Raw genomic sequence first — 13,212 nt, forward strand, 5'->3', positions numbered from 1 at the left:
CCGGACATGGACGTTGTGGTGGCGGGGTTGTTCAGCCTGGGTGTGTTCCTGGTGATCTTCGTGCCGGTGGCGCAGCGGTTGCTGGGCGTCCGGTTCGGCGTGGTGCGGATGGTGCTCGCGGGCGCCATCACGCTGAGCCTGTTCAGCCCGATCGCCAACGCGCTGGTCGGCAAACCGCCGTACACCGGGTCGAACGGCGTCGCGATCGCGTTCCTGGTCCTGACGACGCTCTGCTCGATGCTCGCCGGGCTGGTGTTCCTGGTCCTGGCGGAGGCGCTGGTACCGACCGGATCGTTGCCTCGGGCCCGCGATCTGCGCCGGGACCTGAGCGGCCGGATCGCCCGCACCCGGCGGTACCTGCAAATCCTCCGGATCGCGATCAAGCACGGCCTCGGGCCGTACCTTCGCGGCCGCCGCCGGCCCGGCCGGGAGAACGCCGCGGGGCAGGCCGAGCTGGCCCGGTCGCTCCGGCTGGCGCTGGACGAGGCCGGGGTCACCTTCGTGAAGCTCGGACAGGTCCTGTCCACCCGCAGCGACATCATCCCCGGCTCGGTCGCCGCCGAGCTCAGCCGGCTCCAGGACCAGGTCTCCCCCGCGCCCTGGCCGCAGATCGAGCAGGTCCTGACCGAGGAGCTCGGTGCCCCGCCGCACCAGCTGTACGCCGACTTCGACAGCGAACCGCTCGCGGCCGCCTCGGTCGCGCAGGTGTACGCGGCCCGCCTGCGGGTCCCGTCCCACGACGAGGACGGCCGGCGCGTCGTGGTCAAGGTGCAGCGCCCCGGGATCGCCGGCATCGTCGACCGGGACCTCGACATCGTCAGCCGCCTCGCCCGGCTGCTCGAGCGCAACACCGACTGGGGCCGGTCGATGGGCGTCCGCGCGCTCGCCGACGGGTTCGCCGACGCGATGCGCGAGGAGCTCGACTTCACCGTCGAGGCCGGCAACATGACCACGGTCGCGGCCGGACGGTCGATTGCCGCCAGCAACGACCTCGTCGTACCCGAGCTGTATCCGGAGCAGTCGACCCGCCGGGTCCTGACCATGCAGCGGCTGGACGGCGTCGGTCTCGGCAACGCCCGCGAGGCGATCGCCGAGCGCGGCCTCGACCCGGTCCGCCTCGGTCGTTCGCTGTTCGAGTGCCTGCTCGGCCAGGTGGCGATCGACGGCGTCTTCCACGCCGACCCGCATCCCGGCAACTTCCTGCTGCTTGCCGACGGCCGGATCGGGATGCTCGACCTCGGCTCGGTCGGCCGTCTCGACCCCGGCACCCGGGAGGCCCTGCAGCGCTTCCTGCTCGCGATCGACCACGGCGACCCGGTGTCCGCGACCGATGCCCTGCTGGAGATCGTCTACCGCCCGGACGTGATCGACGAACGCGCGCTGGAGCGTGCCGTCGGCCAGTTCATGACCCGGCACCTCGCGGCCGGGGTCACGCTCGGAGCCGCGATGTTCAACGACCTGTTCAAGATCATCACGTCGCACGACCTCGGCGTACCTCCCGAGGTGGCCGCGGTCTTCCGTGCGCTGGCGACGATCGAGGGCACGATCTCGCGGATCTCCCCCGGCTTCGATCTGGTGGCCGCGTCGCGCCAGTTCGCGGCCGCCCACGTCACGGACCGCCTTGCGCCGGAGGCGTTGCGCCGTACGGCGACCGAGGAGCTGGCGACGTTGCTGCCGATGCTGCGCCGGCTGCCTCGCCGGATCGACCGGATCGCGGCGGCCGCCGAGAGCGGCCGGCTCGGCGTCAACGTCAGGCTGCTCGCCGACGAGCGCGACCGGCGGCACGTCACCGGCCTGCTCCACCAGGCCCTGCTGGCGATCCTGGGCGCGACCGCGGGCCTGATGGCCGTGCTGCTGCTCGGCACGCCGGGCGGTCCGCAGGTCACCACCTCGATGACGCTGTACCAGCTGATCGGCTACAACCTGCTGGTGATCTGCGCCGTTCTCGTCCTGCGCGTCCTGGTCCTGATCTTCCGCCTACCGCGCGCCACTTGACTTAAACCTAACTTGAACTTTCACCATTGCCATCATGCCCTCCACCACTGAGTCCCGCCCCCGGCTGTTCACCGGGCAGCACCTGCCGTTGGTGCTCGGCGTGATCGGGCTCGTCACACTCGGCGCGTTCGAGAATCGCGCGGTCGGTACGGCGTTGCCGACGATGGTCCGCGAGTTCGACGCGCTCGGCAGCTTCGGTCTGGCGAACGCGGCGCCGACCGCGAGCTACCTGATCTCGCTCGCCGTCGCCGGGCTCTGGTCGGACCGGCGCGGCCCGATCCCGACCCTGCGCGCCGGTGCGATCTCGTTCGCGCTGGCCCAGTTGCTGGTCGGGACCGCGACCGCGATGCCGATGGTCATCGCGGGCCGCCTGCTCAGCGGCCTGGCCGAGGGGCTGCTCGACGTCTCGTTGATGGTGCTCGTGGCCCGGGCGCTCCCCGCCGTACTGCGGCCACGGATGTTCTCGTTGTTCGCCGCGATGTGGATCCTGCCGTCGGTCCTCGGGCCGGTGCTCACCGGTGTGGTGACCGAGCAGTTCGGCTGGCGCTGGGTCTTCCTCGGCGCGATCGTCCTGCTGATCCCGAGCTGGCTGCTGCTCGGCCCGGCGATGCATCAGTCGGCGACCGCACCCGCGCCCGAACGCAGCGCCGACGACATCGCCGAACTCGAGGCCTGGCGAGCCGCACTCCCCTGGGCACTCGCCGCCTCCGTCGCCTTGTTCTCGATGACGCTGGCCGGCGACCACCTCGAGGCGCACCCGTTCCTCGGCGGCACGGCGGTCGTCGTGGCACTCGCCGTCCTCGCCCGAGCCGCCGTACGCGTGATGCCCGCGGGCATGTTCGTCGCCCGCCGCGGTTTCCCGGCCGTCGTCGCGGTTCGTGCCCTCGGCGGGGCCGCGTTCACCGTGTCCGGCGCGTACCTCCCGCTGTTGCTGACACTGCAGCACAACTTCAGTCCGTCGCGAGCAGGTGTGACGTTGTCGATCACCGGCGTGTGCTGGGCGTTCGGCTCCTGGCTGCAGGGCCGGGATCACGGGATCGAGCGAGTCACCGTACTCCGGATCGGTCTGGCGTTCATGACGCTCGGGCTGCTCGTCACGTCGTTGCTCGCCTGGACGGACGCGACGAGCTGGATCGGCCTGATCGGCTGGGGCTTCGCCGGCATCGGGATGGGACTCAGCTCGTCCAGCCTGTCGGTCCTCACGCTCGACCTGTCCGACCACCACAACTCCGGCCGCAACAGCAGCGCCGGCCAGATGGCCGCGACGATGAGCATCGCGACCGGCTTGGCGATCAGCGGGACGCTCCTGGCCTTCAACGCCGACGACCCGCGTCCTTGGGTCTTCGGCTCGATCGTCACGGCCGGCGCGGTACTGGCCCTGCTCGGCTTCCTCGCGGCGCCGCGGTCCCGCCGTACCTGAGCTCGACGGTCTCAGCGGTTACAGTGCGGTCATGGCGGATCAGGGGACCGGCACTCGCTACGAGGAGGTCGCGGTCGGGCTGGTCGGCGGAGAGTCATTCGTCCGCCGGATGATCTCGGTCGCCCGCCAGAGCAGTACTCCGGGGCTGCGTGTCGAGCCCGCGGTGTACCGGCACGAGACCGACGCGCCGCAGCAGGCACGGCAGGTGATGGAGCGCGTCGACGTACTGCTGTTCGCCGGTCCGCTCCCGTACGACCTCACGCTGGCCGGCGGCGACCTGTCCGTGCCGGCGATGTACGTGCCGCCCGGCAGCGCTGCCTTGCACGCAGCGCTCGTGCAGGCCATGAACACGTCGGCGTTCGACCCCAGCCGGATCAGCGTGGACTCGGTCACCGAGCAGGACGTCAAGGACTGCTACGCCGAGGTCGCCCTGTCGGCGAAGGGCGTCCGGGTGCAGCCGTACCAGGAGGAGCTCGAGCCGGCCGACTACCTGTCCTTCCACCGCAAGCTCTTCAAGGACGGCCGGACCGGGGGCGCGGTCACGACGATCCCCAGCGTGGCGGAGTCGCTGGAGGCGGACGGCGTGCCGACTGTGCTGATGCGGCCGTCGACGCAGACACTCCGGGAGACGCTGCGGGCCGCGATCCTCACCGGAAGCGGCGCCCGGCTGTCCCGGTCGCGGATCGCGATCGTGATCGTGCAGGTGCCGGACTCGGCGTTGCCGACCCGGACGAGCCCGGCGCAGTACTGGTACCAGGAGCTGAAGCTGTCGCTGCATCACGAGCTCCTGCACGATGCCCGCCGGATGGACGCGATCGTGCTGCCCCACGACCAGACCAGCTTCCTGGTGATCACCACGCTCGGATCGCTGCGGACGATCACCGGCGACCTGGAGATCGCGCCGTTCCTGGCCCGGGTCAGGGAGACGCTCAACCTGGATCTGCAGGTCGGGATCGGCCTCGGCCGGTCCACGCTGGAGGCGGAGAACAACGCGTACCGCGCGGTAGCGATGGCGACCGCGGACACCGACGACCTGGCCTACCTGGTCGGATCCGACGAGCTGGTGCTCAAGCTGCCGGCGGAGTCCGACGCCGAGGCGACGCCGGCGCCGGTCGCGGACGAAACCCGCGACCTGGAGACGTTGCGGATGCTGGTCGAGAGCCTGGACAAGGCCGGCGACGAGGCACGGCTGGTCGACGCCGAGCAGGTGGCGGGCATTCTCGGCGTCACGTTGCGGACCGCGCGCCGGACGTTGCGCGGCCTGGTGGACAGCGGGCTTGCCTGGCCGATGCCGGCGACCCGGGCGGCCCGCAAGGTCGGCCGGCCGCCGATGGTCTACCAGCTCCTCGACGAACGCCTCAACAATTAGGGACGCCACAAATCCGATTTAGACCCTTGCCTAAATGAAGCAGCACCGGGCAGGGTGTCCCCATGAGGAAGCTCGGATTGCTGTTGGCGGCCGGCGCTCTCGTCGCGGCCGGCCTAGTGCAGGCGGGTACGGCGCAGGCGGCGCCCGCCGGGGTGTTCCAGGACTTCGAGACCGACGCGGATCTGCAGGGCGCGACCGTCACGCTGCCGCAGGCCGACCAGATCGAACGCACTGCCGACCCCACGCACGGCAGCTCCGGACTGAAGTTCACCATTGGTCCGGCCAACACTCCGGGTGCGACTGCCTCGTCCGGCATCAATCTGTACGCCGGTACGCCGAGCCTGCCGGTCTCCGACTGGTCCGGCCATACCGTGCTGGGGTTCGACTTCTTCACCGAGCTGGACTACACGACCGTCGGCCGGATCACCGTCCGGGACAAGGCCAACAAGGCCTGGGGCATGGACTACCCGATCAGGGCCCGGGACTGGACGCCGATCGACCTGCGGCTGAGCACGATCGCAGCCGCCGGCGTGGACATCACCCGGATCGCCTACATCGGCTTCTCGATGCCTCGGTCGACCACTCCGGTGATCGGCCACTACGACGCATTCCGCCTGGTCGACAGCTACCCGTACGACGAGACGCCGTACGGCGATCAGGCTGCGGCGCAGCTGCTCCGGCTGGCTGACTTCAACGGCGTGCTGACGAAGCTGGCCGACCAGATCAGGGGCCTGGGCCGGTCGCTCGGCCACACCGCTGCGGACGAGCGCCTGCGGGAGCAGGTCCAGGCTGCGGACGCGCAGTGCACCGCACTGCGGCAGAAGCTGGGTCCGATGAGCTACGCGGACTACAAGCCCTTCAACGCCGGCGTCGCCGCACTGCAGCGGACTGTGCCGCGGCTGGCGAACACCATCCAGGCACGGGCGCACGACCGGCACGCGGACTTCGGCCTGGAGTCCGCGGACTCGATGACGCTGGTGTATCCGAAGGACCTGCCGTTCACCTCCACTGGCACGTCGCCTGCGGTGTCGCTGACCCGTGGCGAGTACGAGAACGTGCAGGCCGTCGTACTGCCGTTCGCTGAGCCTCTGGCCGGCGTACAGGCACGGGTGACGTCTGTGTCCGGCAAGCGCGGTGCGCTGCAGGCGACGGTGGCTCCGGTCGGCTCGCTGAACGTGACGCCGACCAGCGTGTACCACCGGCCGACGTACGCCGGTTGGACACCGGACCCGATCCGCGACGACCTGACGTCGGTGGACGTGCCGGCCGATGGGATCCAGCCGTACTGGATCCGGCTGAAGGCCGCACCGACTGCAGCGCCCGGTGCGTATCAGGTCAAGGTCGCGTTCTCGGCGGCCGGCAAACGGACCCGGTCGATGACGCTGACCGCCAGGGTCTGGCCGGTGACCGTGCCGGATGCGCCGAAACTCAACACCACGTTCCAGTTCACACCGGCGATCGTGAACGACCTCTACGGCATCACCGACCCGGCGGCGCAGGAGGCGACCAAGCACCAGTACTGGTCCTTCCTGCACGACTACAAGATCGAGCCGGACCAGCTCTACACCTGCTCGTGCATCCCTTCGAACCCTGGCCCGGTGATCGTTCCGACCCCGGTCGAGGACGTGCTGTACATCCGGGACCACTACGGCTTGCGCGACTTCAACGCGTTCTACCTGTGGGCCGGACTCCTCAACCCGGCCAAGCCGGAGACCTGGCAGGCGCAGATCGACACGTGGATCGCTCAGCTGCGGACTGCGATGGACAGCTACCGTGCGGCCGGCGTCGACAAGTACGCGTACGTGTACGGCTTCGACGAGGCCACCGGACCACTGCTGCAGGCGGCCAAGCAGACCTTCGCCGCAGTCAAGCAGGCTTTTCCTGACCTGCCGATCCTCACGACGCTGCGAGACAACTCGATGGGCGTCGACACCGGACTGGCCGGGCTGGTCGACATCTGGGCGCCACAACAGGACCTGTACGACCAGACGGTGGCAGAGCGCACCAGAGCGCGCGGCGATCAGGCCTGGTGGTACCCGGACATCGGCACCGGCTCGCCGTTGCCGAACTGGTTCAACGGCTACCCACCGATCGACACCCGCATGCTGGCCGGCCCCATGTCCTACAAGGCCGGCGTCGAAGGCATGCTGTACTACGCGACGAACCGCTGGCTTCGCACGGACCACGCCAACCAACTGCTGGTCAACGACGGCATCCTGTCGGCGTGGAAGGCCGCGACGTTCAACGGGACCGCCGGCGACGGCTCGATGTTCTATCCCGGACCGAACGGGCCGATGGCATCGATCCGGCTGGAGAACTTCCGGGACGGTATGGAGGACTACAACCTCCTTTGGCTGCTCTCCGAGGACCTGCGGACGAACCCACATGTCCCGCCGCCCCTGAAGGCCCACGCCACCAAGCTGCTGCACGCGGACGACGTGGTCACCAACCAGCGCACGTTCACGGAGGACCCTGTGCTGTACCGCGCCTGGCGCGCCGACCTGATCGCTACGCTGGCGGTCCTGAAGCAGGGCTAGAGTGAGCGCATGGCTGAGCTCTTGACCGACGACCAGATCGACCTCGCGATCCGCGACCACCTGCCGCAGTGGAAGGTCGTGGACAAGGAACTGGTCCGCGAGGTCAAGGCGGCCGCCTTCCTGGACGGCATCCGGCTGGTGGCGACCGTCGCGCAGCTGGCCGAGTCGATGAACCACCACCCGGACATCGACATCCGCTACACCACGATCACGTTCCGGGTCACCAGCCACGACGCCGGTGGAATCACCGACGACGACCTGGTGCTGGCCCGGCACATCGACACGGCGGCCGGCTGACCTGTTCCCGTCATGACGCCTGTCCGCCAGGACAGGCGCTGGTCCGGCGTGCCCGGAATCCATTGAATCTAAGGCATGACCGCCCTAGGTAGTGCTCTGACCGTCCTGCTGGCACTCGTCCCGTCCCAAGCCGGTACCGCTGACCCCGGCTGGTTCTGGAACGCTCCGCACTGCGACACCGTGTACGGCGACGGCTCGGTGACGATCACCGAGTCCGACGGCGAGACCCTCGCACCGACGACCGGCAAGCTGCGCCCCGTCACCTACGCGAAGGTCGCCGCCCTCCAGGAGCCGAACACGCTCATCACCATCGGCAAGCAGTCCATCCAGCGCTCCAGCGACGCGGGCTGCAGCTGGCAGTTGCTCGACAAGGCGCCCGACGACCTCAGCACGTACGACGTACAGCCCGGCCCGGGTGACTCGGCGTACATCTACAGCGTCAACGACCAGCCCATCCATCGCGTACACGGCTCTCACGTCAGCACAGTGCTCGGACCGGTCGACGGCGGTGGTCTCGCCGCACTGGATGCGCGGCCCGGGCGGCTGCGCGTGGTCGCCGGTGACGGGCAGCTGTACGACTCCTCGGACGACGGCGTGACGTGGCAGCGCACCGGCGTACTGCCCGGTCGCGATCTCTTCGTGTACGACGCCGTGGTGGATCCGCGGAACCCGGACCACATCGTCATCGGGGTGATGTCGAACGGCGTCTACGTCACGTACGACGGCGGTCGCAGCTGGATCCGGTCGCGGGCGGTGGAGCGGGTGAACGCGTTCAGCCTGACCATCTCGCCGGCCGATCCGTCGAAGGTCTGGATGGAGGGGTACGACCGGGATCGGGCGACGCGGTTCATCTGGGAGTCGACCGACGGCGGGCAGAAGTTCCGCGAGGTGCTGGACCAGAGCCGGGCCGACCTGATCAACGGCAACAGGATGTGGGCGTCGCCGGTCGACCCGGACCTCGTCTACTTCAGCTACGGCACGTCGTTCGCCAACTTCGGCGCCGACCTCTACCGCTTCCGCCCGTCCACCGGCGAGCTCAGCAAACACCACAACCGCAACGACGGCATCCCGTCCCTGGCCTTCAACCCTTCCAACCCGAAGATCCTCTACCTGGGCCTCGCGGAAGAGCGCTGACAAGATCTCCAGAGGAGTATTCAAGAAGAGGGCAATTGGCGGGTCAGAACGTGCATCGACCTGCACGGGGATCGGTCAGCCGCCGGTAGCGCCGATCCACCGCTGGGTCATGCCGCCGCTCGAACCGGCCCTCTGCTCACCGCCTCGGGGTGGCCGCAGTCGCGCGCAGCCTCGCCGAGTCGTGGCGAATGGTTCCGATCCCGAACGCCGAGTCGTGGATCAAGGCAGATTCTCAGAACCCCTCTCCACGACTCGGCGAACCTGAGACCGCTTTCGTCAGCCGACGAAGGCGACTGTGTTGCCGTCGAGGTCGCGCACGATGAAGTCCGTGCCGCCCCAGGCTTGCTTGGTGAGCTTCTGGGCCGGCTCCACGCCCGCCGCGAGATACTCCGCGTACAAGTCCTTGACGTTTCGAGCTTCGATGAAGGCCATGATGAGCCCTTCCTCGCGCGCGGTGTCTGCAGCGAGCACCGGCTCATGCACGAGCCGCAGGTGCAAGGTAGCGTCGTCGCGCGACACCGAGCCGTAGAACGGCGGGTGCCCGTGCAGAAAGTCGACACGGAACCCGAGGCGATCGCGATAGAACTCGGCGGCCGCCTGTACATTGCGGACGAACAGGACCGGCCGCGCGGCGCCGAGCAGGACAGGCTTCGGAGCCTCGGGTGATCGTGGCGAGGCATCCTCGACGTCCGCCCTCAGCGCGGCCCAACCGTCGTAGCCCGCCTCGAGCGCAATGATCTCCTGCGCCTCCGTGAGCTTGAAGTTCAGCGCGAGCAGTTCGTGATCCGTCACCTCGCGGTATCGCGGCAGCTGGCGGATGCGGCCACCGACCGAGAGGTTGCGGTCGTGGTGCCAGCGCAGGAGTTGCTTGGCTTGCTTCTTGTAGGTTTCGAGTGTGGGCATGGCGTCCCTCCCAGGGGTGAGCTGGAGTAGGTGGGCCTTGCCCTTTCGGCGTCTTGCGCCGTTGCGCCCCGGACTAAAGACTAATCCGCGCTTTCCGATGAATTTAGCACGGACCAATTGCCTCGCAGTACCCCCACGGCACGATGCCGCCCAACCACCGCCGCATCCTCTAGCTGGGGGTGGCGGAAGAGCTTTGACGAAGGCCGATCAGGACTCCTTCGGTGTCACGGAGGTAGCTGAGGCGTCCGATGCCAGGCAGCTCCTGGATCTCGCCGGCCGGAGTGCCGCCCGCACCACGGGCGGCCTCCAGGGTCGCCTCGAGGTCGTCGACCTCGATCCAGGCGATCGTGGGCTGGGACTGGTACCGGCTGCTCATGATGGCGCCGTCGATCCCCTCCCCCGGGCCGGTCTCCGCGAGCAGGTAGCCGTCCGGCACCGGCGCCGGCGTCACCTGCCAGCCGAACACCTTGCTGTAGAACTCCGCGGCCCGATTGTGGTCCTCGGCAACGATCTCGACATGCACAATGCGTCCCATGTGTCCGATCGTCACGCATCAGGGCCGGCGTCGTCTTGGACAGATCTTCCGTGCATCAACTCCGCGATCCCGTTCTGTACTGCGAGGAACGACGTCGCGCTGACCCCGGTGTAGCGCTTGAAGTCGCGTGCGGCGTGCGCCTGGTCGTAGTACCCGTGCAACGCCGACAAGGTGGCTGCCGCGTCTGCCGGACCGCCGAGCAGGCCGCCGACGAAGTGGTAGTACCGGATGATCTCGGCGTACTGCTTCGGTCCGATGCCGACGCTGCTCCGGAACACGCGATACAAGGTGCTGTACGACGTGCCGCACCGGCGTACGACGTCGGCCACGGCGACCTGACCGCGTAGCTCGTCGATCGCCCGGACTGCCTCGGCAACGATCGGCGGAGCGGCTGTGGTCGTCATCCTCGCCGCGAGGAAGCCCGCCAACCGGTCCGCACGCGCTTGGCCGAACGGCTCCGACCGCAGCTCCGCCACCAGGCCCGCTGTGGTCTCCGGTCCGACCCAGTCGGTCATCGGCCGCACCTCGTCGACGAGAGCGGGCAGGCCGAGCGCCGCGAGCCCCCACGGCGTGAACTCGACCCCGGCATAACTCGCCACACCAACCTGCCCGATCATCTGCGGCCGGGTCATGACCCCGAACACCGACGCGGCGTTCGGCCACTCGGCGCGGGTCACCGGATCGTGTCGCGTACCGGGATCACCGAGCGCGACCGCAAGCCCCGGCCGGCCGTTCGGAATCAAGATCTCCTGCCGCAGCGAGGGCAGCGGTGCGGAGTCGACCAACCACACGTGGTCGATCACCTCCCGCAACTGCACCGCCGGCGAGAACCGCTCATAAGCCATGCCCCACCGTCTCGCACCAAGGAACTGCGCACGAAATCCCCCGCCCGACCTACCCACCCAACCCACCCGAGCCCGCTCTCGTTCTTTCTTCCTTCCCCGGCTCACGACGCGAATCGTAAGTCTCTGGCTCGTTTGTATCGGTTACCGTTGATGAGTGACGACTGCCGAGGAGTACCGCCTGCTGGGTTTCGCCGATGCCGATCGGGAGGCGGCCGAGGCGTTCACGCCGGATGCGGCGGTGGTGAAGGACCTGGCCGACCAGATCCGGGCCGCGATCGGGAAGCTCGGGAGTGAGCCGGAGTTCCGGATGCCGGAGGACGCGCGGAACTCGGTCCAGGCGTACCTGGACACCGTGCCGGACATCCGCGCGTTCCACTCCGGCCGCGGCATCCCCGACGACATCAGCTGGGCCTCGCTGGCCGACCTCGGACAGCAGCTCAAGGTCAGCCGCCGGACCCACGGCGAGTACAGCCTCGAGACACATTGGTGGTTGACGAACTTCTGGGTCGGCAACCTCTACACGCTGGGGCGGCTGCAGTACATGCTCTTCCAGGTCACAGCGGACCAGCCGGTCCCGGGCACCGAGCCGGGCGAATGGATCATCGGCGTGCACATCCCCGAGACCGGCCCGCTGACACCTGAGCTGGTCGACGACAGCCTCCAGCAGGCCCGCGAGTTCTTCCCGCGCTACTTCCCGGAGTACCCGGTCAAGACCGCGAACCTCTGGTCCTGGTTGCTCGACCCGTACCTGCTCGACAACCTCCCCCAGGACTCGAACATGGTGAAGTTCGGTCGCCGCTTCACGCCGTACGGCACGCCGAACGACAGCCAGGACAGCGCCATCTTCTTCACCTTCCGCACGCACGGCACGGACCACCTGGACGAGCTCCCACAGAACACCCGCCTGCAGCGCCTCGTAGTCGGCCGCATCAAGGACGGCGGCACCTGGCAGAGCGCCTACGGCTACCTGAAGCTATGACGGGCGGTTCTGCCCACTAGGTACGCCGTACTTCGCCAGCCAGCTCGCCAGCTCCATGTTGGACACGCAGCGCACATCGGGCTGCGTGCAGGTCTGTTTGACGAAGTCGGTCAGGGCGTCGGAGTACACGCTGTTGTTCCAGCTGTTGAAGTGGTTGCCGAGGAACAGCGGCGGGTTGCCGCTCGCCCGCGACTTCGCCAGCGCCTGCTGGTACGTCGCGAGCACCTGCGCCTTCAGCGCGGGCGCCTGGGCGAGCGGAGCCTTGCGTGCCTGGGTCTGGGCGAACCACAGGTTGTAGTCCATCGTCAGCGTCTTCTTGCTGGTGCCGGCCAGGATCACTGACTCGAGCGGGAAGTCCCACAGCCCGTTCTGCTTCTTCGGCCAGGTGATGTAGCCGGGCGCGGACGCGTCGTACAGCATGCCGCGCTGGACCATCGCCTGCCGGTACGCGGGCCGGTTGCCCTCCAGACACGGCGTGCGCATGCCCTTGACCGTCGACGGATCGAACGGCGGCTCGACGGTCTTGCCGGCGGCGAGCGTCGGCCCGGTCCGCACCATCTGGTCGAATGCGCTCAACTCAGCGGTCCACTGCGCGGTGGTCCACCGGCCGATGCCGGTCTTGCCGCAGAAGTGACCGTTCGCGTGGGTGCCGATCTCGTGGCCTTCGGCGATGGCCGCTCGCAGGACCTTCGTCCGGGCGAGGACGTTGGCGGCGTCGCCCCAGCCGATGTCGGAGGCGCCGGGCCGGTGGTACGGCGGTTTGTAGTCGGTGCGGTGGTCACCGGGGTACAGGTACGGGCCGGAGAGGAAGAACGTCATCCGCGCGTTGACCTGATTCGCGACCGCACGCCAGTGCGCCCAGAGCGCGAGGTCGCCGGCGCCGTCGAAGGAGACCACGACGAACAGAGGCGGCTTGCCGCTCGGCAGGCGTCCCGGGAACGACCGCAGGACGGGCGCCGCGGCCGGCAGCTTCGAGGTAGGTGTGTGGCTCGGCGTTGGCGTGCGGCTGGGCGTCGGTTTGGCGGTTGCCGGCGCCGGAGGCGGCTTGTGCGACGGCCGCGTAGCGCGCGAGCCACTGGGTGACGTGGTGGTCGACGGAGCGCCTTCGAGTGGTACGTCGGCACACCCGGCCAGGACCGCCGCGACAACGAGCGCGGCGCCCACGAGGTTCGCCCCAGGCCTCACCACGCCCCTACTG

Annotated in this window: 11 protein-coding genes; 7 read left to right on the forward strand and 4 right to left on the reverse strand. The window is 68.8% G+C overall.

Annotated elements, in window-relative coordinates; translation table 11 throughout:
- Window positions 1-6 precede the first annotated feature (6 nt).
- From ACIA58_RS35805 to ACIA58_RS35830, 6 genes are all read left to right on the forward strand, one after another.
- Entirely contained in the window at window positions 7-1,995 is a 1,989-nt protein-coding gene (locus ACIA58_RS35805) for an ABC1 kinase family protein (RefSeq protein WP_396408283.1), read from the forward strand.
- Between the two features lie 34 nt (window positions 1,996-2,029).
- On the forward strand, window positions 2,030-3,415 hold the full coding sequence (locus tag ACIA58_RS35810) for an MFS transporter (RefSeq protein WP_396408284.1): 1,386 nt from the start codon (window positions 2,030-2,032) through the stop codon (window positions 3,413-3,415).
- A 31-nt stretch (window positions 3,416-3,446) separates the two neighbouring features.
- On the forward strand, window positions 3,447-4,784 hold the full coding sequence (locus ACIA58_RS35815) for a hypothetical protein (RefSeq protein WP_396408285.1): 1,338 nt from the start codon (window positions 3,447-3,449) through the stop codon (window positions 4,782-4,784).
- A gap of 62 nt (window positions 4,785-4,846) precedes the next feature.
- Entirely contained in the window at window positions 4,847-7,321 is a 2,475-nt protein-coding gene (locus ACIA58_RS35820; RefSeq protein WP_396408286.1) for a glycoside hydrolase domain-containing protein, read from the forward strand.
- A 9-nt stretch (window positions 7,322-7,330) separates the two neighbouring features.
- Window positions 7,331-7,618: a 4a-hydroxytetrahydrobiopterin dehydratase gene (locus tag ACIA58_RS35825; RefSeq protein ID WP_396408287.1), complete on the forward strand. Its 288-nt coding sequence runs from the start codon at window positions 7,331-7,333 to the stop codon at window positions 7,616-7,618.
- 75 nt (window positions 7,619-7,693) lie between these two features.
- The gene (locus ACIA58_RS35830) at window positions 7,694-8,752 is read left to right on the forward strand and encodes a hypothetical protein (protein ID WP_396408288.1); all 1,059 of its coding nucleotides are present in this window, start codon (window positions 7,694-7,696) and stop codon (window positions 8,750-8,752) included.
- Between the two features lie 276 nt (window positions 8,753-9,028).
- On the opposite strand, the gene ACIA58_RS35835 is transcribed toward ACIA58_RS35830, so the two are convergent.
- The 3 genes from ACIA58_RS35835 to ACIA58_RS35845 form a co-directional block, all read right to left on the reverse strand.
- Complete coding sequence (locus ACIA58_RS35835) at window positions 9,029-9,655, reverse strand: VOC family protein (RefSeq protein ID WP_396408289.1); 627 nt, start codon at window positions 9,653-9,655, stop codon at window positions 9,029-9,031.
- 169 nt (window positions 9,656-9,824) lie between these two features.
- The gene (locus ACIA58_RS35840; protein WP_396408290.1) at window positions 9,825-10,190 is read right to left on the reverse strand and encodes a VOC family protein; all 366 of its coding nucleotides are present in this window, start codon (window positions 10,188-10,190) and stop codon (window positions 9,825-9,827) included.
- 11 nt (window positions 10,191-10,201) lie between these two features.
- On the reverse strand, window positions 10,202-11,035 hold the full coding sequence (locus tag ACIA58_RS35845; protein ID WP_396408291.1) for an AraC family transcriptional regulator: 834 nt from the start codon (window positions 11,033-11,035) through the stop codon (window positions 10,202-10,204).
- A gap of 154 nt (window positions 11,036-11,189) precedes the next feature.
- Here ACIA58_RS35845 and ACIA58_RS35850 point away from each other — a divergent pair, with 154 nt between their 5' ends.
- Window positions 11,190-12,014: an acyltransferase domain-containing protein gene (locus ACIA58_RS35850; protein ID WP_396408292.1), complete on the forward strand. Its 825-nt coding sequence runs from the start codon at window positions 11,190-11,192 to the stop codon at window positions 12,012-12,014.
- Here ACIA58_RS35850 and ACIA58_RS35855 read toward each other — a convergent pair.
- Window positions 12,009-13,202 (reverse strand): hypothetical protein, encoded by a 1,194-nt coding sequence (locus tag ACIA58_RS35855; protein ID WP_396408293.1) that lies wholly within the window; start codon window positions 13,200-13,202, stop codon window positions 12,009-12,011. The genes ACIA58_RS35850 and ACIA58_RS35855 overlap by 6 nt on opposite strands.
- Window positions 13,203-13,212 lie beyond the last annotated feature (10 nt).

It is taken from the genome of Kribbella sp. NPDC051586, assembly GCF_044453965.1.
GTDB lineage: Bacteria > Actinomycetota > Actinomycetes > Propionibacteriales > Kribbellaceae > Kribbella.